We start from the raw sequence: 21,821 nt of genomic DNA, 5'->3' as shown, positions 1-21,821 counted from the left end.
CCGCTCGCAAGGCGCGCGACCGAGCCATGGCCGTCGCCATGGGGAGGGAGCGCAACGCTGCGAGCGGCCCGTCGCCGCGATCGAATGCAGGCGAACTTCCGAGACAGGGCACTAGATGGCGAGCGCCCCGCGGCCCGACCCGGGCGTGCCGGAGCCCGGCACCAACCGGAACCTGCTCTTCGCGGGCGCGCTCTTCGAGGAGCTGGCGGCGGCCGGCGTCCGCCATGCCTGCCTGTGCCCCGGCTCGCGGTCGGCGCCGCTCGCGATCGCGGCGGCGGCGACGCCGGGGCTGCGGGTCTGGACCCACGTAGACGAGCGTGCCGCGGCCTTCTTCGCGCTCGGGCTCGCGAAGGCCGCTCGTGCTCCTGTCGCCCTCCTGTGTACTTCGGGAACGGCGGCCGCCAACTTCCTGCCGGCCGTGATCGAGGCGAGCTTCGCCCGCGTCCCGCTCGTCGTGCTGACCGCGGACCGGCCGCCCGAGCTTCGCGACTGGGGCGCCGCGCAGACGATCGACCAGCTCCGCCTCTTCGGCACCCACGTGCGCTGGTTCGCGGAGCTCCCGCCGCCGGAGCCGCGTCCCGCGCTGCTGCGGCACCTGCGCGCCACGGCCGCCCGCGCCGCCGCGGTCGCGAGCGGCCCGCCGGCGGGCCCCGTGCACCTGAACCTGCCCTATCGCGAGCCGCTCGAGCCGACGCCGCTCGCCGGCGACCGCGAGGCGCTCGCGGAAGCCACGCCGGCTTGCGGCGCGCCGCGCCCGCGGCTGCGCGTCCGGGCGGCGCGGGCCGAGGCCGACCCGGAGCAGGTGCGCCGCCTCGCCGCGCAGGTGCGGGCGACACGCTGCGGCGTCCTCCTGTGCGGGCCCGACGACCGCGATCCCGCGCTCGCCGCCGCCGCCGCGCGCTTCGCGCGCGCCGCCGGCTGGCCGCTGCTCGCCGACGGCGCCTCGCCCCTGCGCCGCGGCCCGCACGTCCCGGCGACGCCGGTCTGCGGCGCGCACGACGCCTTCCTGCGCGCGGAGCGCTTCGCCGCACGGCAGGCGCCCGAGCTGGTGCTCCGCCTCGGCGCGCCGCCGACCAGCCAGGCCACCGCGCGTTGGCTCGATCGCCACCCGGATGCGGAGCTCTGGATCGCCGATCCCGAGGGCGGCTTCGCCGACCCGGGCCACGCGGCGCGCGAGATCCTCCGCGCGGACCCGGCGGCGCTCTGCCACGCCCTCGCCGACCGGCTCGAGGCGCAGGCGCCGCGCGCGGCGAGCCCCTGGCTCGCGGCCTTCCTCGCGGCCGAACGACTCGCGCAGGCCGTGCTCACGCGCGGCATCGCGGCCGAGCCGCGGGCCTTCGCCCCGGCCGTGGTGCGCGCCCTCGCGCGCGCCCTGCCCGAGGGTGCGGCCCTGTTCGCCTCGAACAGCATGCCGGTGCGCGACGTCGAGGGCTTCCTGCCGCCCGCGCCGCGGCGGCTGCGGGTGCTCGCGAGCCGCGGCGCCAACGGGATCGACGGCATCCCGAGCACCGCGCTCGGTGCCGCGGCGGCGCTCGGCGCCCCGCTCGCGCTGCTCACCGGCGACCTCGCCTTCCTGCACGACGTGGGCGGCCTGCTGGCGGCCCGCCGGCACGGGCTCTCGGCGCTGATCGTGGTGGCGAACGACGACGGCGGCGGGATCTTCTCGCACCTGCCCGTCGCGCAGTTCGGCTCCGCCTTCGACTTCGAGACGCTCTTCGCGGCTCCCCACGGCGCCGACCTTTCGCTCGCTACCGCCCTGGCCGGCGGCCGCCACGAGATCGTGACGGAGGCCGCCGCGCTCGACGCGGCCCTCGCCCGGGGGCTCGCGGCCGGCGGCCTGCAGGTCGTGGAGGTGCCGATGGAGCGCGCCGCCAACACGGCCCACCATCGCGCGCTCTGGCAGGCCGTCGCCACGGCCGTCGACGCGGAGCTCGCGCCGTGAGCGCAGCGGCGCTCACGGCATCGCCCACCCGGCGGCTGCGCGTCGGGAGCCGCGGCCGCGCGCTCCACGTGGAGCTGCGGGGTACGGGGGCCCCGGTCCTGCTGCTGCACGGCTTCACCGGCTCGCTGCGGCCGCTCGACGCGACCGCCGCCGGCCTGCGGGCCGCGGGCCACGCGACGATCGCCGTGGACCTGCTCGGCCACGGCCGTTCGGACGCGCCGCGCGCGCCCGAGGCCTACACGATGGAGCGATGCACGCAGGACCTGGCCGCCGTGCTCGACGCCGCGGGCGTGCGCGATGCCGCCGTGCTCGGCTACTCGATGGGCGGGCGCATCGCGCTCGGCTTCGCCTGCGCGCGTCCCGAGCGCGTGCGTGCGGCGGTGCTGGTCGGCGCCTCGGCGGGGATCGCCGACCCGGTCGAGCGCGCCGCCCGGCGCGCGGCGGACGAGGCGCTCGCGGCCGCCATCGAGCGCGACGGCGTGGCCGCCTTCGTCGAGCGCTGGATGGCGCAGCCGCTCTTCGCGAGCCAGGCGCGGCTCGGGCCGGAGGCTCTCGCCCGGGCACGGCGGGAGCGGCTCGCCAACCGGGCGGCCGGCCTCGCCGGCTCGCTGCGCGGGGTCGGCACGGGCGCGCAGCCGCCGCTGCACGAGGCCCTCGCACGCCTCGCGACGCCCTTCCTCTTCGTCGCCGGCGCCGAGGACCCGAAGTTCTGCGCGATCGCCCGGGAGCTCGCCGGGCGCGCCCCGCGCGGGCGCGCGGTCGTCGTTCCCGGCGCCGGCCACGCGGCGCACCTCGAGAGCCCCGCCACCTTCCTCGCCGAGGCGTGCGCGTTCCTGCGCGCGCTTCCCGATCCCGAACCCACGAGACCCAGGAGGACCCCATGACGACGCCGCTCACGACCCCCCCGGACTGGAAGGCGGTACGCGACTACCAGGACATCCGCTTCGAGAAGATCCCGGGCATCGCGAAGATCACGATCTGCCGGCCCGAGGTGCGCAACGCCTTCCGCCCGCAGACGCTCTTCGAGCTGATCGACGCCTTCGCGCGCGCCCGGGAGGACCAAGAGGTCGGCGTGGTGCTCTTCACGGGCGAGGGCCCGGACGCCTTCTGCTCGGGCGGCGACCAGCGCGTGCGCGGCGACGCCGGCTACGTCGGCGACGACGGCGTCCCGCGGCTCAACGCGCTCGACCTCCAGCGCGTGATCCGCAGCCTGCCGAAGCCCGTGATCGCGCTGGTCGCCGGCTACGCGATCGGCGGCGGCCACGTGCTGCACCTCCTGTGCGACCTCACGATCGCCGCCGAGAACGCGCGCTTCGGGCAGACCGGGCCGCGCGTCGGCTCCTTCGACGCGGGCTTCGGCGCCGCATACCTGGCGCGCGTGGTCGGCCAGAAGAAGGCCCGCGAGATCTGGTACCTGTGCGAGCAGTACGGCGCCGGCGAGGCGCTCGCGATGGGGCTCGTCAACAAGGTCGTACCGCTCGCCGAGCTCGAGGCGGCCGGCGTCGCGTGGGCGCAGCGCATCCTCTCGCACAGCCCCCTGGCGATCCGCTGCCTCAAGGCCGCCTTCAACGCCGACTGCGACGGCCAGGCCGGGATCCAGGAGCTGGCGGGCAACGCGACGCTCCTGTTCTACATGACCGAGGAGGCGCAGGAGGGGCGCGACGCCTTCGTCGGCAAGCGCGCGCCCGCCTTCGAGCGCTTCCCCTGGCGGCCGTGAGCGCCGCCGCCCTGCCCCGTCCGGGCTCCGCCGGCGCCTGGTGGCTGGCCGCGCGCCCGCGCACGCTGCCGGCCGCGCTGGCGCCGATCGCCGCCGGGACCGGGGCCGCGGCGGCCGAGGGCCGTGCCGACCCCGGCCTCGCGCTCGCCTGCCTGGCGACGGCGCTGCTCCTCCAGCTCGCCGCGAACCTCGCGAACGACCTCTACGACCACGAGCGCGGGGCCGACACCGCCGGGCGTCTCGGGCCCGCACGGGCGGCGGCGAGCGGCCTGCTCTCGCCGGGCGCCCTGCGCGCCGGCCTCGGGGCGGCGCTCGTCGCGGCGGCGGCGAGCGGCCTCGTGCTCGTCGCGCGCGGCGGCTGGCCGGTCGCCCTGGCGGGCTCCCTCGCGCTGCTCGCGGCCTGGGCCTACACGGGCGGGCCCTGGCCGCTCGCCTACCACGGCCTCGGCGACGCCGCCGTCTTCGTGTTCTTCGGCGTCGTCGGCGTCGCCGGGAGCCACGGGCTCCAGGCGGGGGCGGCCTCGCCGCTCGCGTTCGCGGCGGCGGTGCCGCTCGGCCTGCTCGCGACGGCGATCCTCGCGATCAACAACCTGCGCGACCGCGAGGGCGACGCGCGCGCGGGCAAGCGCACGCTCGCCGTGCGGCTCGGCGCGCGGCGCGCGCGCCGCTACACCGTCGTGCTCCTGCGCGCGCCGTTCTGGCTGCTGGCGCCCGTCGCCTTCGTCGCGGGGAGCGCCTGGGCGCTCGCACCGATCGCCCTCGCGCCGCGCGCCGGACGGCTCGCGGCCGCGATCGCGGGCGGGCTCGACGGTCCCGCCCTCGACCCCGCGCTGGCCGCGACCGCGCGGCTCACGGCCGGCTTCGGCGTCCTGCTCGGCGCGGGGCTCGCGCTCGCGGGCGCCGCGTGAGGATCGTGCGGGCGCGCGTCGTGCCGATCGCGCTGCCGCTGCGCGCGCCGCTCGCGACCGCGCACGGACCGCTCCGCGAGCGCCGCGGGGCCCTGCTCGTGCTCGACGGCGACGACGGGCGCCGGGGCCTCGGCGAGGCGACCCCCGTCGCGGGCTTCGGGCTCGAGGAGGCGCCGCGCGCGCGCGAGGCCCTGGCCGTCCTCGCGGCGCACGTGCTCGGCGCGGAGCCGGACGCGCGCGACGCCCTGCTCGACGACGCCGCGCGCCTCGCGCCCGGTGCCCCCTGTGCCCGCGCGGCGCTCGACACCGCGCTCCACGACCTCGCGGCGCAGCAGGCGGGCCTCCCGCTCGCCGCGCTCCTCGCCCGCAGCGCCGGGCAGCCGCACGCGCGCGCCCGCGTCGCCGCCTGCGCCCTGCTCGCGGGGGCGACGCCCGCGGCGGCGGCGGGCGAGGCGCGGCGCGCGGCCCGGGCAGGCTTCTCGTGCGTGAAGCTCAAGGTCGGCGCCGCCCCGCCGGCCGACGACCTCGCGCGGGTCGCAGCCGTGCGGGCCGCGCTCGGGCCCGACGCCGGCCTGCGCCTCGACGCCAACGGCGCCTGGCGCTCCGCCGGCCAGGCGCTGCGCGCGCTCGCGCGGCTCGCGGTCCACGCGATCGAGCTCGTCGAGCAGCCGGTGCCGGCGCGCGACGTGGCGGCGCTCGCGGCCGTGCGCGCCGGCTCGCCGATCCCGGTCGCCGCCGACGAGGCCGCCGCCGACCCGGCCGGGCTCGCGCGCGTGCTCGCGGCGGGCGCCGCCGACGTGGTCGTCCTCAAGCCGAGCGCGCTCGGCGGGCTGCGGGCGACCCTGCGGGCCGCCGCCCGCGCGCGCGAGGCCGGCTGCGCCGTCTTCGTCACCTCGCTCCTCGACGGGGCCGTGGCGCGCGCCGCCGCGCTCGCCTGCGCCGCGGCGCTCCCGGAGCCGCTCCTCGCCTGCGGCCTCGCGACCGGCACCCTGCTCGAGGCCGACCTCGGCGCGGGCCCCGCGCTGCGGGCCGGCGCGCTCCTCGTGCCGCCCGGGCCGGGGCTCGGCGTCGCGCTCGATCCCGCCCGGCTCGCGCGCGTCGCCGAGGGCCGCGGGCGCGTGATCACGCGGCTCGGCGAGGCGGCGGCGTGAGGCCCTGGCTCTGCGTGCGCGCCGAGCGCTCGCCGCACGCCCCGGCGCTCCTGTGGCGGGGCGGGGTCGTGACGTGGCGCGAGCTGGCGGCGCGGGCGGCGGCGCGCGCCGCCGCGCTGTGCGCCGCGGGCGTCCGGCCAGGCGACCGGGTCGCCGCGCTCCTGGGCAACGATCCCGCCTTCGTCGAGCTGCTCCACGCGGTGCCGCAGGCCGGCGCGATCCTGGTACCGCTCAACCTGCGCCTCGCGCCCCCCGAGCTCGCGCGCCAGCTCCGCGACGCCGGCGCGCGCCTTCTCGTCCACGGCCCCGGCCCACTCGCCGAGCAGGCGTGCGCGGCGGCCGCGCAGGCGGGGGCGGCGGCGATCGCAGCCGCGGCCCTCGCGGCCCCGGGCCCCGGCGAGGAGCCCGTGCTCGCGCCCGCGGCGCCGGCCGTGATCGTCTACACCTCGGGCACGAGCGGCGAGGCCAAGGGAGTCGTGCTCGGCCATGCGGGCCTCGCGGCCGGGGCCGCGGCCTCGGCGCGCCACCTCGGCACGCACCCCGCGGATCGCTGGCTCGCCTGCCTGCCGCTCTTCCACGTCGGGGGCCTGGCGATCCTCGTCCGCAGCGTCCTCGCAGGCCTGCCGGTCGTGCTCCACGAGCGCTTCGATCCGGCTGCGGTGTCACGCGCCCTCGACGAGGAGCAGGTGACGCTCGCCTCCCTGGTGCCGACGATGCTCGCCCGACTGCTCGACGAGCGCCGGGGCCGGCCGCCGGGCGCGGCGCTGCGGGCGGTCCTGCTCGGCGGGGCCGGAGCGCCGGCCCCGCTGCTCGAGCGCGCGGCCGGGGCCGGCTGGCCCCTGCTCCCGACCTATGGCCTCAGCGAGGCCGGCTCGCAGGTGGCGACCCTCCCGCCGGGAGCGCCGCTGCGCGCCGACGGGGGCGGGCTGCGCCCGCTGCCGGGCACCGGCGTGCGGATCGCGCCGGAGGGCGAGATCCAGGTGCGCGGCCCGACCCTGATGCAGGGCTACTGGGGGCGCCCCGCGGCGAGCGCGCGCGCGCTCGCCGGCGGCTGGCTGCGCACCGGCGACCTCGGCGCGCTCGACGCGGACGGCACCCTGCGGGTGCTCGGCCGCGCCGACGACATGCTCGTGAGCGGTGGCGAGAACGTCCATCCCGCCGAGGTCGAGACCGCCCTGCTCGCCCATCCCGACGTCGCCGACGCCGGGGTCGCGGGCCTGCCGGACGCGGAGCACGGCGAGCGCCCGGCCGCCTGGGTGGTGCTCGCCCCCGGTGCGCGCGCCGATGCGGGCGCGCTCGAGCGCTTCCTGCGCGCGCGGATCGCCGGCTACAAGGTCCCGCGCAGCTATCGCTTCGTGGCCGCGCTGCCCCGCAACGCCGGCGGCAAGCTCGTGCGGCGGATGCTCGCCGGGGAGGGCGCCGTCGCCGGCTGAGCGCTCGCCTCAGTGGGCTCTCAGTGCCCGAGCCCCGCGTCGCCCGCGAGCGCCTTCGCGATCTCGCCCAGCATCACCTTGGCGTCGCCGAAGAGCATCAAGGTGTTGTCGGCGGTGTAGAGCTCGTTGTCGATGCCGGCGAAGCCAGGGTTCATCGAGCGCTTGTTGGCGATGCAGAGCTTCGCCTTGTCGGCGTCGATGATCGGCATGCCGTAGATCGGGCTCGACTTGTCGTGGCGCGCGGCGGGGTTCACGACGTCGTTGGCGCCGACCACCAGGACCACGTCGGTCTGGGGCAGGTCGCGGTTGATGTCGTCCATCTCGACCAGCGACTCGTAGGGGATGTCCGCCTCGGCGAGCAGGACGTTCATGTGCCCGGGCATCCGGCCCGCCACCGGGTGGATCGCGAACTTCACGTCGACGCCCCGCTTCACGAGCTGGTCGTAGATCTCGCGCACCCGGTGCTGGGCCTGCGCCACGGCCATGCCGTAGCCCGGCACGACGACCACGCTGGTGGCGTTGGCGAGCACGTCGGCGACGTCCTGGGCGGTGGCGCTCTTCACGGCCTTCTGCTCGCCGGCCGGGCCGCCGCCGGCCGCGACCTGCCCGAAGGCGCCGAAGAGCACGTTCGTGAACGAGCGATTCATCGCGCGGCACATGATCACGGAGAGGATGAAGCCCGAGGCGCCGTCGAGGGCGCCCGCGGTGACCAGCAGCCGGTTGTCGAGCACGAAGCCCATCGCGACCGCCGAGAGCCCGGCGTAGGAGTTCAGGATCGAGATCACGGTCGGCATGTCGGCGCCGCCGATCGGGATGATCAGGAGCACCCCGAAGAGCAGCGAGAGCGCCACCACCACCGCGAAGAGCGGCCAGCGCGAGGGGTCCATCACGAGCCCGACCCCGCACAGGATCGCGATCCCGAGCAGCGCCAGGTTCACGTAGTTCTGGCCGCGGTAGGTGATCGGCCGGGTCGGGATCACCTCCTGCAGCTTGCCGGCGGCCATCAGGCTGCCGGTGAAGGTGATGAAGCCGAGCAGCACCTCGACCACGATCGCCGTGATCCGGAAGGTCGTGAGCGTGCCGTCGCCGGCCCACAGCGAGTACTTGGCGATGCCGACGAGGCCCGCGGCCAGGCCGCCGAAGGCGTGGGAGAGGGCGGTCCGCTGCGGCACCGCCGTGAGCGCCACCCGCGAGAGCGGGATGCCGAGCGCCGTGCCCACCGCGAGCGCCACGACGATCCAGAGGTAGCTCGCGATCTCCGGGTGCAGGAGCGTGCCGAAGACCGCCGCCGCCATCCCGACGACGCCCGCCGCGACGCCCCGGCGCGCGGTCTCGGGCCGGTTCAGCCAGCGCAAGGAAAAGATGAAGAGCGCGGCTGCGAGCAGGTACGAGACCTGCGTCAGCACGTGGGCGAAGCCGCTCACTTCCCGGGCTCCCGCTTCTTGAACATCTTGAGCATGCGGTCGGTGATCAGGAAGCCGCTCACGATGTTGGTCATCGAGGCGGCCACGGCCACGGCGCCGAGGATCGTGCTGGCGGTCGTGCGCTGCTCGCCGGTCACGATGATCGACGCCACGATCGCGATCGCGGAGATCGCGTTGGTGAGCGACATCAGCGGCGTGTGCAGCAGCCGCGAGACGTTCTGGATCACCTGGAAGCCGACGAAGCCGGCCAGCAGGAACACCATCAACAGGGCCCAGACGTCGGGGCCCGCGGCCTCATGCATGGGGGGTCTCGTGCATGGTTTCGATCACTCCCGGGCGTGCAGCGGGCGGCAGGATAGGGTAGAGACACGGCCCCGGTCGAGGAGACGCGCGTGGAGTGGTGGCAGGCGCTGGTGCTCGGGCTCGTGGAAGGCATCACCGAGTACCTGCCGATCAGCTCGACCGGGCACCTGATCCTGGCCTCCACGCTCCTGGGCCTGCGCACCCCCGCGAACGCCGGGGCGCTGGCGGCCTTCGAGATCGCGATCCAGGGCGGCGCGATCCTGGCCGTCCTCGGGCTCTACCGCCATCGCGTGCCGCAGGTCTGGAACGGCCTGCGCGGGCGCGATCCGGCCGGGCGGCGGCTGCTCGCGAACCTCCTGCTCGCCTTCCTGCCGGCCGCGCTGCTCGGGCCGCTGCTCGACGACGCGATCGAGGCCCGGCTGTTCCGCGCGCCCCCGGTGCTCGCCGCCCTCCTGCTCGGCGGGATCTGGATGCTCTGGCTCGGGCGCCGGGGGGCCGCCGGCACGCGCGGCGTCGACGCCATCGACGCGCGCACGGCGCTCATGATCGGCCTGTTCCAGTGCGTCGCGATGTGGCCGGGAACGTCGCGCTCCATGATGACGATCGCGGGCGGCGTGCTGCTCGGCCTGCGGCCGCGCGACGCGGCCGAGTTCTCGTTCCTGCTCGGGGTGCCGACGCTCGGCGCCGCCTGCGCCTACAAGCTCGCGGGCAACCTGCTCGGCGACGGCCCGAACCTCTTCGAGCAGCTCGGGGCCGCGCCGGTCGCGATCGGCTTCGCGACGGCCGCGCTGGCCGCGGCGGTGGCGGTGCGCTGGCTGGTCGGCTTCCTCGGCCGCCACGGCCTCGCGCCCTTCGGCTGGTACCGGATCGCGCTCGCGATCGTGCTCGGCGTCCTGTTCTGGACCGGCGCGCTCACCCTCGACGCCGCGTGAGGGGGCTCAGCGCGGCGTCTCGCGCTCGCCGACGTCGTGCGGGCCGGAGTTCGGGAAGCGCTCGGCCGCGAGCAGCGGGAGCGCGCGCTGCACGATCGGATCGGCCGCGAAGCGCTGCTGGATCGCGCCCCCCGCGAGATGGTTCGCGAGCGCGACCAGGATCATCGCCTGGTCGAGCACCAGGTAGGCGTGCGCGACCTCGCCGGTGCGCGGCGCGACCGCGTCGTAGAGGCCGAAGTCCCCGTAGATCGGATAGCGGCGGACGAGCTCGCGCAGGACCGCCCGCGCAGCCGCGGGGTCCACCATGAGCGCGAGCGCGGCGGCGTGGGGGGTCACCGCGCCCGCCGGATAGCCGGCCACGCCCAGCACGCGGGCGCCGAACTCGCGGTAGCCGCTCCCGTCGGGGCTCCAGCTCGGGGACATGCCCCAGACCGGGTAGCCGAGGTGCTCCTGCGCGTAGCGCCGCTGCACCGTCACGTGCACGCGCCCGTTCGGCCCCAGGCTGGCCGGCGCCTCGCGCAGCTCGTCCACGACCAGCACCGGCATCAGCGCCTCGAACATCGAGCCGCCCCAGGACGGCACGTAGCGGTAGCCCTGCCACTCGAAGTAGCCCGAGGTCGTGCGCTCGGGGGAGACGGCGCGGGCCCCCGGGCGGACGCCGCGCACCGCCGGCTCCCGCGCGGCCCCCGGGCCGTCGGGGCTCCAGCGCTCGACCCGGGTCATCGCCTGCCAGTGCGCCGCGGGCACGTCGCCCTTGCCGATCGCCACCAGGCTCCCCAGACGCGCCTCGGTGTAGAGCATCCCGTAGTGGTAGGGCGAACGGCGCACGGGATCGACGTAGAAGCCGTGCACCATGAGCCGGCTCCGGCGGTCGTAGAAGTGACCGAAGTCGCGGTGCGCCAGCATCGCGCTGCAGCGGCGCTCGAGCGCCGGGAAGGTCTGGCGGGCGACGATCAGGCCGGCGGCCAGCCAGGCCGAGTCCACGAACGAGACGAAGTCGCTGGTGCGCTCGAGCGTGGTGGTGTCGTAGTAGTTGAAGTAGAAGCCGTGGCGCTTCTCGAGCCGGTCGAGGCTGTCGAGCACGCGCTCGACGCGCTCGCGGGCCTCGTCGGGCCCGATCAGGGCGAGATCGTGGGCCGCCACCACCGCGACGATCCAGAGCCCGATGTCGGTGGTGCTCGCGTAGTCGCCGATCTGGCTGTGCAGGGGTGCCAGCGAGCCCTGCGGGAAGAGCACGTGGTTGAGGGGCAGGCCGTTCTGGCGGTCGGTGAGCGCGGCGAGGCCTCGCCAGGTGTCGCGCGCGAGGCGGTCGAGCAGCGCCTCGTCGGACAGCCGCAGGAGCTCGTCGCGGTCGGCGAGCAGGGTGCGCGGCCAGCCTTCGAGCCGGCGCGCGAGCGCCTCGCGCGCGGCCGCGCGCCCGCCGTGGGCCTCCTCCCAGGCCCGTTTGCGCGCCCCCTGGACGTAGGGGCGGGCGGCATGCTCGGGCTCGAAGCTCGCGACCTCGGCCCGGGCGGGCGGCGGGCGCGCCGCCGCGCACAGGCAGGCGGCGGTCGCGAGGGCCCGGACGATGCGCGCTCGGCGTCGGTCCATGGGCCGGGTCTCCTCGTGCCAGGACCTCGCGGCACGGGCCCCCCTCCCGTCTCCGGGAATCGGACCGCCGCGCGCTCGCCTGTAGCAAGCCGTGCGCAGCCCGCGGCTGCGCGGCGGGGGGATAGCCGCGAGGGCGGCCCGGCGCGAGCCGCCCGTCTGCGCGCGCACGCGCGCGCGTCGCGCGGCCGCCGGCGGCGCCGGCGCGAAGCCCGCCAGGTCCGGCCGGATGCCCCCGCGGCGCCCGCAAGGCCGCGAGGCCACCGAAGCCGCGCCACCCTACGCCTCCGCTGCCACGCTCGCGGGGACCAGCGTCTCGTGGCAGCCGACCTCGCCGTCGCTGCGCGCGGTCCACAGGACGGGCGCCATGTAGAGCACGTAGGTCCCGAAGGCCGTCACCCAGGCGAGGCCGGCCAGGATCGTGAGCGCGAAGGCGGGAGCGCCCGGCAGGCCCGACGCCGCGCGCACCAGGGCCGCCCCGGCGATCAGGGCGGCGCACAGCGGGACCCACGGCCGCGTCTCGAGGGGCCGGCCGCTGTGCACGCGGCCCGCGATGCACAGGACGGCCAGGATCGAGAGCCCCATGCCGCCGATCGCGAGCAGGTGCCTCCCGGCGCCCGGCGCGATGCCGGCGCCGAGCGCCGCGGCGCCGAGCGCCGCGTAGCCGAGCGCCACCATCCAGTACACCGCGTAGAGGAGCGCGGGCCAGCGTCCGAGGAGGGGCCGCCCCACGTGCCAGTCGTTCTGCAGGCCGAGGACGGCCGCGGCGGCTGCGAGGGCGAGCCAGCCGGTCGCGGGCGAGGACGGCACGAAGAAGGCCGCCCCGGTGTGCAGCGCGATCGCGAAGATCGCCAGGTTGCGGCGCGGCGGCCGCGCCAGGTACTCGGGGGCGTCCTCGGCGCCCGCCGCGCGCGCGGCGTCGAGCGCGTCGTTCAGGATCCGCATGGAGATGCGGCTCATCGCGACGACGACCAGGATCATCATCACGCCGATGCCCGCGTCCGCCCACGGGAGCGGGCTCCGGCCGAGGAGCACCGCGGCGTGGAACCCCGCGACCGTCGCCGCGAAGACCGCAAGCCCCCAGAGGAAGCCGAGATGGCGGCGATCGGGGTCGCGCAGCAGGGGCGCCGCGAGGAGGGCGGGCAGGAGCGCCGCGAAGGCCACGTTCGTCACGGCGGCGGGCCAGGGGCCGAGGAAGCCCGCGAGGGCCCACGCGATGCGCCCGGCGACCCAGAGCGCGCTCGCGCCGAGGGCGACGCGCGGGCCGAAGGCGCGCGCGCCCGTGAACTCGGGCACCGCCGTGAGCACGAAGCCGCCCGTTGCGGCGAGCCCGAAGCCGAACACCATCTCGTGTGCGTGCCAGGCCAGGGGGCCGCCCGGCAGCGGGGGCAGGGGCAGGCCCAGCCCGAGCCACGCGAGCCAGAGCGCGAGCGCAAGGCTCGCGTGCACCGCCGTCGCGAGGAAGAGCGGGCGGAAGCTGCACTGGAAGAGCGGGTGCGCGGCCAGGCGATCCACGAGGCCGCGCCCCGGGGCCGGCGCTACCGCCGCTACGCCGGGGGACCTCAGCACCGGCTCTTCGTCCGCGCGAGCGGGATCACGGGCGCGCCCGCCGCGAGCTCCCGGATGCCCGGCTCGTGCGCGCCGGCCGGGCTCGCCGTGGGGCCCTCGGCCGCCTGCCCCGCGCGCGGGGGCAGGCTGAAGCTCGCGCGCACGCCCGGCTGCTCCAGGAGCGCCGCCGTGGTGCGGTAGATCCAGGCCTCGTCGCGCCCGGCGGCCGCCGGCGAGAGCGCGAAGCGCGACACGATCCGCCCCGGCTCCGGCGCCATCACCAGGATCGCGTCCGAGAGCCGCACGGCCTCCATCAGGTCGTGGGTGATCAGGAGCGCCGCCATGCGCCGCGCGGCCAGGTGCGTGAGGAGGAGCCCGTAGAGCTCCTCCTTGAGCCCCACGTCGAGGGCGGAGAAGGGCTCGTCGAGCAGCAGCAGATCGGGCTCGAGGACGAGCGCGCGGGCGAGCGAGACGCGGCTGCGCATGCCGCCCGAGAGCTGGTGCGGGTACTTGTCGAGGTCCGCGTGCGCGAGCCCCATGCGCAGCGCGAGCTGGCGGGCACGGTGCTCGCGCTCGCCGCGCGGCGTGCCCCGGGCGGCGAGGCCGAGCGCCACGTTGTCGAGCGCCGATCGCCACGGGAGCAGGCGCGGCTGCTGGAACACGAAGGCGGGATCCTCGAAGCGGCTCTCGATCGTCCCCTCGCGCAGCGTGAGGAGCCCCGCGCACAGGTGCATGAGCGTCGTCTTGCCGCATCCCGAGGGGCCCACGAGCGCCACGGCCTGGCCCGCCCCGACCTCGAGGTCGACGCCCGCGAGCACCTCGCGCCGCGCGAAGGCGTGGTGCACGCCGCGCACCCGCAGCCAGCTCACGGGCCGCCCTCGTGCGGCGCGTCGAGGTCGCGCCAGCGCTCGACCTCGCGCCGGATCGGCTCGAGCAGCAGGTACTCGACGGCGAGCAGCGCGCCCACCACCGCGCTGATCCAGGCCATCGTGGTGGCCGTGTCGAGCTGCGAGCGCGAGACCGCGAGCTCCGCGCCCACCCCGTCCTGCGTCGCGAAGAGCTCGGCCATCACCGCCACCTTCCAGGCCACGCCGAGCGCCACGATCGCCGCGGGCAGCAGGTACGAGACCAGGTGCGGCAGGTAGAGGTCCACGAGCAGCATGCGCCGCGGCAGGCGGAAGGCCTGCGCCATCGTGGAGAGCTCGTTGTCGAGCGTGCGCGCCCCCTGCAGCGCCCCCACGAAGACCACCGGGAAGCTCGCCACGAAGACCGTGAACACCGGCGTGCCGTCGCCGGCCCCGAACCACAGCATCGCGAGCACGAGCCACGCGATGGGCGGGGTTCCCATCAGCACCGTCACGAGCGGGCGCGACACCGTCGAGGCCGTCATCGAGACGCCGGCGGCGAGGCCCAGCGCGGAGCCGGCGAGGAGCGCGGCGCCGAAGCCGAGGCCCACGCGGCGCGCGGTGGTGGCGAGCTCGCCCCACGCGGCGCCGCGCTCGACGAGGGCGAGGAAGGCGGTGAAGACCGAGCGGGGATCGGGCAGCACGAGCGGCCCGTAGTGCGCGCTCACCGCCTCCCAGAGCGCGAGCGCGAGGAGCAGGCTCGCGACCGCCCCCCAGCCGCTCCACAGGTAGGCGGGAAGATGGGCGGCGCTGTCGCGCAGGAGCCTCATGGCGCCGGGGGGCTGCCGGCGCCCGGGTCGTAGAAGTCGTCGGGCGGGAGTCGCCCGCCGACGAGGGCGGGGCTCTTCTCGAGCAGCCGCTCGAAGAGGAACTCGAGCTCGGGGCGTGCCTCGGCCGCGGGAACCGAGCGCAGGCGGCTCGTCGCGATCGAGTCGGCCACGGCCTCGGGCAGGAGCAGGGGGATGTGCTTCGCGACGATCGCGCCGCAGGCGGCGGCGTTCGCGGCGCACCAGGCGAGCGAGCGCGCGTACTCCTCGCGGATGCGCGCCACGGCCTCGGGGCGATCGCGCAGCGCGCCCATCACGGTGATCCCCGCCTGCGGGATCCGCGCGTCGCGCCCGAAGACCCGCCCCCACTCCTCCTGGAGGTCGAGGCCCCGGTGCAGCTCGGGCGCCACCAGCCGCAGCGGGAACGAGCCCGTCTTGCGCAGCGCCATCGACACCGCCGGCTCGGCCAGCACCGCGTGGTCGACCTGGCGCAGGACGAGGAGCTGCATGGCGTCGATCGGCGTCGCGGCATAGCGCAGGCGCAGATCCTTGCGCACGTCGAGGCCGCTGCGCTCGGCGATCAGCCCGAACACGATGTCGGGCATGTCGCCGCGGAAGGGCATCGCGATCTCCTGGCCGCGGAGGTCCTCGATCGTCGCGAGCGAGGCGTCGCGCGACACGACCCACAGGATGCCCCAGGTCGAGACGTCGACGAGCCGCAGCGCCACGCCGCGGTTGTAGAGGTTCGCCGCCACGTTCACGGGCATCGCCAGCACGTCGGCGCGGCCGTCGAGCGCCATCACGCGGAGCTGGTCCGGGTCGCGCCACGACACGAACTCGACGGCGTCCGCGAGATCGGCGAGCGCGCCCGACTCGACCATGTGGATCAGCGGGTTCGAGACCGCCGCCGGAGGGCCCGCGAGCACGAGCCGCGAGCGCGGCGCGCTGCCCGCTCCCGGGGCGGGAGCGTCGGCCGGGGACTCGCGCTCGGAGGGGCCGCACCCCGGGGCGAGCGCGAGCGCGAGGGCGAGGGCGAGGGCGAGGGCGAGCCGGGCGGCGAGCCCGCGCCCCGGCTCGGGCGGACGGCTCCTCAGGACCGGCACGCGCCCTCCTCGCGGGCGTCAGAAGCGGACATCGACGCCCCCGTAGACCGAGCGTCCGTTGCCGGGGATGAAGGCCGCCTGGTCCGAGCGCGCCTGGTCCACCACCAGGGTCGAGGCCGCGTAGGTCTCGTCGCTGAGGTTGCGGCCTTCGACGAAGAGCGCGATCCCGGAGCGGAGCTCGTAGCGCGCGCGCAGGTCGAAGGTCGCGAAGGTCCTCGTGAAGAGCGTGTTGAGGTTGTCGACGGGCGTCGTGCCGGGCTGCCAGTGGAGGGTCCCTCCGAGGGTGAGCCCGTCGAACGCCTCCCAGGCGAGGTCGAGCCCGATCACGTGCGGCGGCGCGCCGGCGAGGCGGTTGTCGTCGCGGACCGGGTCGTCGACGAAGCGGAAGTCCTGGAAGATGTAGGACAGCCGCCCCGTGACCCGGTCGGCCACGCGCGCCGTCGCCGCGAGCTCGAGGCCGAGATGGCGCGTGTCGTCGGCGTTGACGGAGCCGAGCGAGACGCCGCTCTCGTCGCGCAGGTTCAGGAGCTCGTCCGAGACCCAGGAGTGGTAGAGGACCGCGTCGAGCGCGACCGGGCCGAGCTCCCCGCGCCAGCCGACCTCGACCGTGGTTGCGGTCTGCGCGTCGAGGTCGGGGGTGCGGAACGCCGCCGCCGCCACCGGGAAGAGCAGGTTCGGGCGCCCCGGGCTGCTGTTCGGGGTGCCGTTCACGGTGGCGATCAGGTCGTCGTGGGAGGGCGGCTCGAAGCTGCGGCTGACCGCGGCGAACAGGAGATGCTCCTCGGCGGGCCGCCACGAGAGGGCGAGGCTCGGGCTTAGGCCGAAGTAGTTGCGGTCGTAGCTCGTGTCCTCCCAGGGCACCGTGCCGTCGGGCATCCGCACGTCCGGATCGAGGGGGCTGAAGGCGACCGTCGGCCGGGTGGCAGCCCGGTAGGTGTCGTCGTTGTCGCGCAGCGCGTAGGAGAGGGCCAGGCCCGGCGAGAGCGTGAACCCGCGCCCGAGCGGGACGTTCCCGCCGACGAAGCCCGAGAGCGTCACGGCCGAGAGGTCGTTGCGGCCGAAGACGGGACCCCGATCGCCCTCGATGTTGATGGCGTAGGCCCGGTCCGCCTCGCCGAGCGCGACGGTGAGCGTCGCCTCGGCGAGCGGCAGCGGCGCCTCCGGATCGGGCTGCCAGGCGTAGCGGCCGACGAGCGCCAGGTCACCCCCATCGGTGTCGCGGATGCCACCCGGGATCGGGAAGACGAAGCGGTCGTCGGTGTAGCTGAGCCCGACGGCCGCGTCGAAGACGTGGTCCCCGGCCTCGTAGCTCGCGCGCGTCCCGAGCCGGCCCTGGCGCGTCCGCCGCATTGGGAGATCGCGAATGACGTTCGGGCCCGGGCCGGTGACCGCCGGGCCCGCGGGCGTGAACGAGAAGACGGGGCCCGGGAAGACCTCCCTCGGGTCGTCCCCCATGAGCTCGCGCGTGAGCGGGCCGGCCACGTCGAAGCGCACGTCGCGGTAGCCGGCGAAGACGCGGCTCGACAGGCCGCCGCCGAGCTCGAAGCCGGCGTTGGCGTCGAAGCCCGCGCGCCAGGAGTCGTTGTAGTCGCGGAAGCCGTCGCTCCGCCCGCCGCTCAGGCTCAGGTACGCGTCGTAGTCCTCCCCCGCGACGCCGTAGGCTGCCGCCCCGCCCGCCGTGGCGAAGGAGCCGCCCTCGGCGTTCCCGCGCAGGCCGGGCTGGCTCGAGCCGGTGGGCGAGACGAAGTTCAGCGAGCCGCCGAGCACGGTCGCGCCGAGCCGGTTCGTCGAGGCCCCGCGGTGGACCTCGATGAACTCGGCTGCCCGCGGCTCGGCGAGTGAGACGACGTAGGAGCCGTCGGCGCGGTTGAGGGGCAGCCCGTCCTGGAGGAAGAAGACGCCGCGCTCGACCGGGTTCTGCTGCAACCCGGAGCCGCGGATCTGGATGCGCGGCTGGTCGAAGCCGCCGAAGAAGTCCTGGATCACGACGCCCTGGGTGGTCCCGAGCGTGTCCGAGAGCGTGAGGTTCGCCGTCCCCTCGAGCGACTCGGTCTCGACGAGGGCGGTGCCACCGGGAATCGCGTCGAGCTTCTCGCGGGCGAGCTCGAGGTCGTCGGGGGCCGTGCCCTTCACCTCGATCGGCTCGACCCGCACGACGCTACCCGGCGTGGCCGACTGCCCATAGGCAGGCCCGGCAAGCGCCCCCCCGAGGAAACACGCGCAGGCCACCCTTAAAGAGAAATCGATGCGCACAGCTCCACCCCCCTCACTCCAGGCGCACAACTGAAAATGAAAACCGTTTTCGTTTCCATCGGCAAGAGGGGGGGACAGTCCCGGCGATCCGGCGATTCGGGCGATTCGGGGACAGTCCCGGCGATTCGGCGATTCGGCGGGCATCGCGCTTGACGGAGGCACGCGCGGCCCCTACCCCGCCGCCGTGGCGACCCTCCTGGTCCTCGGCTCGAAGCCGGATCCGGCCCTGCCCGCGCGCTCGGCGATCGACGCGGTCGCCTGCGCCAACGCGTCCGGCCGCTCCGCGGCGGACCTCGGCCTGCCCGTACCCGTCCTGACCGCGATCTCCGCGATCCTGACCTCGGGCCAGCCCTCGGCGCGCCACAGCCTGCGGGCGCTCGGGGGGTTGCGGACCGGAACGCTCCACCTGCTGCCCCGTCACGACCGCGGCGGGAGCCCCGTCCGCCGGCTCTGGCGGCGTGCGCGCCAGATCCGGATGGAGCCCGCCTGGGCCCGCCTGCGCCTGCGCGCCGCCGGCTACCGCTGGGAGCGCTTCGAGACCCGGCCGCTCGCTGCCTATCACGCGCTCGTCTCGGAGCTCTGCGGGGACGACCCCGCCGTCCGCGAGCAGATCGCGCGCAAGCACCCCTCGACCGGCGTCTTCGCCGTCGCGCTCGGCCTCGCCGACGGCCGCTTCGACCGCGTCGTCGTGGCCGGGATCAGCTTCGAGCTGACCCACGCCTACGGGGTGAACCCCGAGATCGCCGAACGCGGCACGGCGGTGAGCAAGCACGGGGAGACGGACGTCCTGGTGCTCGGACGGCTCGCGCGGCGCCACGCCTTGTTCACGACCGAGGCGGTCGTGGCCGAGCGCGCGGGCGTCCCGCGCTGGCCGGCCGGGGCGGAGCAGCCGCCGGGCCCCGCAGGCTGAAGCGCCCGCTCCGAGGACGACGCCCGCGCGACCGCCGGCGCTACGCTGCGCCCATGTCGCGCCCGTTCTTCCGCTGGGACCACCTGCAGCTCCGCTACGAGCCCTTCCCGATCGGGATCGCGCGGCCGGTGATGGAGCCCGCGCTCTACCGCGAGCTCGTGGAGGCCTTCCCCGATCGACACCGCTTCGAGACGCTCGCCAAGGTCGGCAACAAGCTCTCGCTCGGCGAGCGCTTCGGGACCCACGAGTTCCACGCCTTCGTGCGCGCGCACCCGCTCTGGCGCGAGTTCCACGCCTACGTGAAGAGCCGCGCCTTCGTGGCGGGCGTGCTCGACGCGCTGCGCGCCCGGCACGTGGACCTGGGCTTCGACCTCGACTCCTCGCGCTGGCGCAGGCTCCAGAAGCGCCTCGCCGACGCCCGGCGCGGCGGCGTGCGCACCGACTCGCTCGAGCTCGCCTCGCGCTTCGAGTTCTCCGCGCTGCCCGCCCGGGGCGGCCACGTGATCCCCCACACCGACGGCGCCTCCAAGGTCGTGACGCTCGTGGTCTCGATGCTGCGCGAAGGCGAGTGGGATCCCGCCTGGGGCGGCGGCACCGACGTGAACCGCCCCAAGGACCCGACCCGCAGCTTCAACCGCCTGAACCACCAGCTCGGCTTCGACGAGGTGGAGGTCCTCGACACCTTCGCCTTCGAGCCGAACCAGGCGGTGGTCTTCGTGAGAACCTTCAACTCCTGGCACTCGGTGCGGCCGATGACGGCCGAGGACCCCGACCTCCTGCGCCGCACGCTCACGATCAACATCGAGATGCCCGGCTAGGACGCCGGCCGCCGCTCCTTGGGCCAGCGGCGCTTCGTGCACAGCCACTGCTCCGGGCGCTCGCGGATCCAGGCCTCGAAGCGCTCGTTCACGCGCCGGGTCATGTCGCGGGCCTGCTCGCGGGGATCGGCGATCGCGGGATCGGGCTCGATCGCGGGGCCGAGGTCGATCCGGAAGCGCGCGGGCCCCGTCCGCTCGCAGCGCAGCGGCACGAGCTGGAGGCCGGCCCGCAGCGCGAGCCGCGCCGGCACCGTCGTCGTGAGCGCCGGTGTGCCGAAGAAGGGCACGAGCTCGCCGTCGTCCTGGCGGGTGTCGATCAGGAAGCCGAGCGAGCGCCCGGCGGCCAGCGCCCGGAGCAGCGCGCGCAGCCCGCCCTGCTTCGCCACCAGCTCGCAGCGCAACGCTTTCCGGTGTCGTCTGATCAGGCGATCGACCCAGGGATTCGCGTCGGGGGAGTAGATCACCGAGATCGGCACCCCGTAGCGCGCCGCGGCGAGCGTCGTCACCTCCCAGTTGCCGAGGTGCGCCGTCACGAAGACGACCGGGCGCGGCGGCTCCTCGAGCGCGGCGAGCCGGCCGTGGATCTCGGTTTCGATCCGGCTGGCCGCCTCGCCGTCGATCCGGCCCAGGTGCGGGAGCTCGCCGAAGACGGCCCCGAGGCCCGCCCACACCTCCCGGGCGATCGCCTCCCGCTCCGCCTGGCTGCGCTCGGGCAGCGCGATCGCGAGGTTGCGCTGCACGTGGCGATGCTTGCGCAGGCGCGGACCCACGCGGCGCAGGAAGGCGGCCGACACCCGCGAGGCCCAGGCCGGCGGCAGGAGCCCGAGCGTGGCCCACACGAGCGCGAGCCACGCCGCCTCCAGCCACTGCACGACCCCGCGCAGCGACGGCAGGTTCTCGAGTCCGCGCCGGACGAACTCCGGCGCCCAGGCGTGCTGGGCCACGCCGCCGCTCCCCCCGCCCCGTCAGCCGCGGCCGCCCGCCGCCGCGGGGCCGGTGGCCTCCTCGTGCGCCGGCGGCGGCGCGCTCGCGAGGCTCGGCCGCTTCGCGCCCCCGGTCACGAAGGCGGCGCGACCGCCCTCGAAGCGATACACGCGATCGGCGACGTCCACCAGCTCCACCTGGTGCGAGATGGCGAGGATCGTGATCTCGCCGCGCAGCGCGCGCACCGTGGCGGAGATCTGCTCCGCGCTCGCGGGATCGAGCGCGCTCGTCGCCTCGTCGAGGATCAGCAGCCGGGGCTTGCGCACCAGCGCGCGCGCCACCATGACGCGCTGCCGCTGCCCGCCCGAGAGCATGGATCCGCGCTCGCCCACCGGCGTGTGGACCCCCTGCGGCAGGCGCGCCACGAACTCCCAGGCCCCGGCGGCGCGCAGCGCCCGCTCGGCGTCCGCCTCGCCGAGCGCGTGATCCCCGAGCGTCACGTTCTGCAGCACGGTGTCGTGCAGGAGCAGGTTCTCCTGCGGCACGTAGCCGATCTGGCGCCGCCAAGCGACGAGATCGAGCTCCTCGAGCGGCGCGCCGTCGATCCAGATCCGCCCGGCGCCCGGCTGGAGCAGCCCGATCACGAGGTCCACGACGGTGGTCTTGCCGGCCCCGGACGCCCCGATCAGCGTGGTCAGCGAGCCGGCGGGGATCTCGAACGAGCACTCGTGGAGCACCGGCGCCTCGCCGTAGGCGAAGCTCACCTGGTCGAAGCGGATCCCCTCGACGAGCGGCGGCGGCGGCGTGCCGCTCGTCCGCTCGACCTGCCGGTGCGCCTCGTCGATGGTCTTGCGCATCGCCCAGTAGGCACTCTCACAGAGCACCATCTCCTGGTAGGTCGACTGCAGCTTCTTCAGCGCGCTGAGCACCCGGGCGAGCACCAGCATCATCACGCTGACCGTCGCGAGCGGAAGGTTCCAGCGCTCGAGCCCGACCCACGCCGCGATCGCGATCAGGACGGCGAAGGTGGGATCCTGGATCGCGCGCAGCCCCTCCTTGCTGATCACCTCGCGCCGCATCGCGGAGTGGAGCGCCAGCGTCTTGCGGGCCAGCACGGCGTCCGAGACGTCGGCGCGCGCCATCGCCTTGAGCGGCTTCACCGACTGGAGCGTGTCGGTGAGGGAGGTGAGCAGGGC

General features: G+C 76.1%; 19 protein-coding genes. 9 read left to right on the top strand and 10 right to left on the bottom strand.

All coding sequences use genetic code 11. The features are described from left to right. Positions 1–115 precede the first annotated feature (115 nt). Genes menD through menE form a run of 6 tightly spaced genes read left to right on the top strand, consistent with a single transcriptional unit; the run spans position 116 to position 7,151 of the window. Complete coding sequence (gene menD / locus OZ948_19110; GenBank protein MEB2346834.1) at positions 116–1,942, top strand: 2-succinyl-5-enolpyruvyl-6-hydroxy-3-cyclohexene-1-carboxylic-acid synthase; 1,827 nt, start codon at positions 116–118, stop codon at positions 1,940–1,942. 35 nt (positions 1,943–1,977) lie between these two features. Next, positions 1,978–2,826, top strand: a complete 849-nt coding sequence (gene menH, locus OZ948_19105) for a 2-succinyl-6-hydroxy-2,4-cyclohexadiene-1-carboxylate synthase (GenBank protein MEB2346833.1) — start codon at positions 1,978–1,980, stop codon at positions 2,824–2,826. After that, positions 2,823–3,659 (top strand): 1,4-dihydroxy-2-naphthoyl-CoA synthase, encoded by an 837-nt coding sequence (menB, locus tag OZ948_19100; GenBank protein MEB2346832.1) that lies wholly within the window; start codon positions 2,823–2,825, stop codon positions 3,657–3,659. The genes menH and menB overlap by 4 nt, the downstream gene beginning before the upstream one ends. Continuing rightward, positions 3,656–4,567 carry a 1,4-dihydroxy-2-naphthoate polyprenyltransferase gene (locus OZ948_19095; protein ID MEB2346831.1) on the top strand — a complete coding sequence of 304 codons (912 nt, stop codon included), beginning with the start codon at positions 3,656–3,658 and terminating at the stop codon, positions 4,565–4,567. Before menB ends, OZ948_19095 begins: the two co-directional genes overlap by 4 nt. Then, entirely contained in the window at positions 4,564–5,718 is a 1,155-nt protein-coding gene (locus tag OZ948_19090) for an o-succinylbenzoate synthase (GenBank protein MEB2346830.1), read from the top strand. Before OZ948_19095 ends, OZ948_19090 begins: the two co-directional genes overlap by 4 nt. Further along, positions 5,715–7,151 carry an o-succinylbenzoate--CoA ligase gene (gene menE, locus OZ948_19085; protein ID MEB2346829.1) on the top strand — a complete coding sequence of 479 codons (1,437 nt, stop codon included), beginning with the start codon at positions 5,715–5,717 and terminating at the stop codon, positions 7,149–7,151. Before OZ948_19090 ends, menE begins: the two co-directional genes overlap by 4 nt. 20 nt (positions 7,152–7,171) lie before the next feature. On the opposite strand, the gene OZ948_19080 is transcribed toward menE, so the two are convergent. Both OZ948_19080 and OZ948_19075 read right to left on the bottom strand, forming a co-directional pair. Beyond that, positions 7,172–8,575, bottom strand: coding sequence for an NAD(P)(+) transhydrogenase (Re/Si-specific) subunit beta (locus tag OZ948_19080; protein MEB2346828.1), 1,404 nt, complete (start codon positions 8,573–8,575; stop codon positions 7,172–7,174). After that, positions 8,572–8,877 carry an NAD(P) transhydrogenase subunit alpha gene (locus OZ948_19075; GenBank protein MEB2346827.1) on the bottom strand — a complete coding sequence of 102 codons (306 nt, stop codon included), beginning with the start codon at positions 8,875–8,877 and terminating at the stop codon, positions 8,572–8,574. Before OZ948_19075 ends, OZ948_19080 begins: the two co-directional genes overlap by 4 nt. Positions 8,878–8,967: 90 nt before the next feature. On the opposite strand from OZ948_19075, the gene OZ948_19070 reads away from it, so the two are divergent. Continuing rightward, positions 8,968–9,810 carry an undecaprenyl-diphosphate phosphatase gene (locus OZ948_19070; protein MEB2346826.1) on the top strand — a complete coding sequence of 281 codons (843 nt, stop codon included), beginning with the start codon at positions 8,968–8,970 and terminating at the stop codon, positions 9,808–9,810. 6 nt (positions 9,811–9,816) lie between these two features. Here the strand turns inward: OZ948_19070 and OZ948_19065 are convergent, their stop codons facing one another. From OZ948_19065 to OZ948_19040, 6 genes are all read right to left on the bottom strand, one after another. Next, positions 9,817–11,400, bottom strand: a complete 1,584-nt coding sequence (locus OZ948_19065) for a DUF3131 domain-containing protein (protein ID MEB2346825.1) — start codon at positions 11,398–11,400, stop codon at positions 9,817–9,819. Between the two features lie 276 nt (positions 11,401–11,676). Continuing rightward, positions 11,677–12,912 (bottom strand): NnrS family protein, encoded by a 1,236-nt coding sequence (locus OZ948_19060; protein ID MEB2346824.1) that lies wholly within the window; start codon positions 12,910–12,912, stop codon positions 11,677–11,679. A gap of 47 nt (positions 12,913–12,959) precedes the next feature. Next, positions 12,960–13,814, bottom strand: coding sequence for an ATP-binding cassette domain-containing protein (locus tag OZ948_19055; GenBank protein ID MEB2346823.1), 855 nt, complete (start codon positions 13,812–13,814; stop codon positions 12,960–12,962). After that, positions 13,811–14,620 (bottom strand): ABC transporter permease subunit, encoded by an 810-nt coding sequence (locus OZ948_19050; protein ID MEB2346822.1) that lies wholly within the window; start codon positions 14,618–14,620, stop codon positions 13,811–13,813. The genes OZ948_19055 and OZ948_19050 overlap by 4 nt, the downstream gene beginning before the upstream one ends. Beyond that, the gene (locus OZ948_19045; GenBank protein MEB2346821.1) at positions 14,617–15,543 is read right to left on the bottom strand and encodes an ABC transporter substrate-binding protein; all 927 of its coding nucleotides are present in this window, start codon (positions 15,541–15,543) and stop codon (positions 14,617–14,619) included. The genes OZ948_19050 and OZ948_19045 overlap by 4 nt, the downstream gene beginning before the upstream one ends. A gap of 195 nt (positions 15,544–15,738) precedes the next feature. After that, on the bottom strand, positions 15,739–17,853 hold the full coding sequence (locus OZ948_19040; GenBank protein ID MEB2346820.1) for a TonB-dependent receptor: 2,115 nt from the start codon (positions 17,851–17,853) through the stop codon (positions 15,739–15,741). A 304-nt stretch (positions 17,854–18,157) separates the two neighbouring features. Between OZ948_19040 and OZ948_19035 the strand changes: the two genes are divergently transcribed. Both OZ948_19035 and OZ948_19030 read left to right on the top strand, forming a co-directional pair. After that, positions 18,158–18,883 carry a hypothetical protein gene (locus OZ948_19035; GenBank protein ID MEB2346819.1) on the top strand — a complete coding sequence of 242 codons (726 nt, stop codon included), beginning with the start codon at positions 18,158–18,160 and terminating at the stop codon, positions 18,881–18,883. A 53-nt stretch (positions 18,884–18,936) separates the two neighbouring features. After that, positions 18,937–19,701, top strand: a complete 765-nt coding sequence (locus OZ948_19030; protein ID MEB2346818.1) for a hypothetical protein — start codon at positions 18,937–18,939, stop codon at positions 19,699–19,701. Here OZ948_19030 and OZ948_19025 read toward each other — a convergent pair. Both OZ948_19025 and OZ948_19020 read right to left on the bottom strand, forming a co-directional pair. Next, the gene (locus tag OZ948_19025) at positions 19,698–20,645 is read right to left on the bottom strand and encodes a lauroyl acyltransferase (protein MEB2346817.1); all 948 of its coding nucleotides are present in this window, start codon (positions 20,643–20,645) and stop codon (positions 19,698–19,700) included. The genes OZ948_19030 and OZ948_19025 overlap by 4 nt on opposite strands. A 21-nt stretch (positions 20,646–20,666) precedes the next feature. Then, positions 20,667–21,821, bottom strand: a 1,155-nt coding sequence (locus OZ948_19020) for an ATP-binding cassette domain-containing protein (GenBank protein ID MEB2346816.1), incomplete at its 5' end; no start/stop codon positions are given.

The organism is Deltaproteobacteria bacterium (assembly GCA_035063765.1).
In the GTDB taxonomy this organism is placed as follows: Bacteria; Myxococcota_A; UBA9160; order UBA9160; family PR03; genus CAADGG01.
Note: the sequence above shows the minus strand (reverse complement) of the source record. Positions and strands in the feature narration are given on the sequence as shown.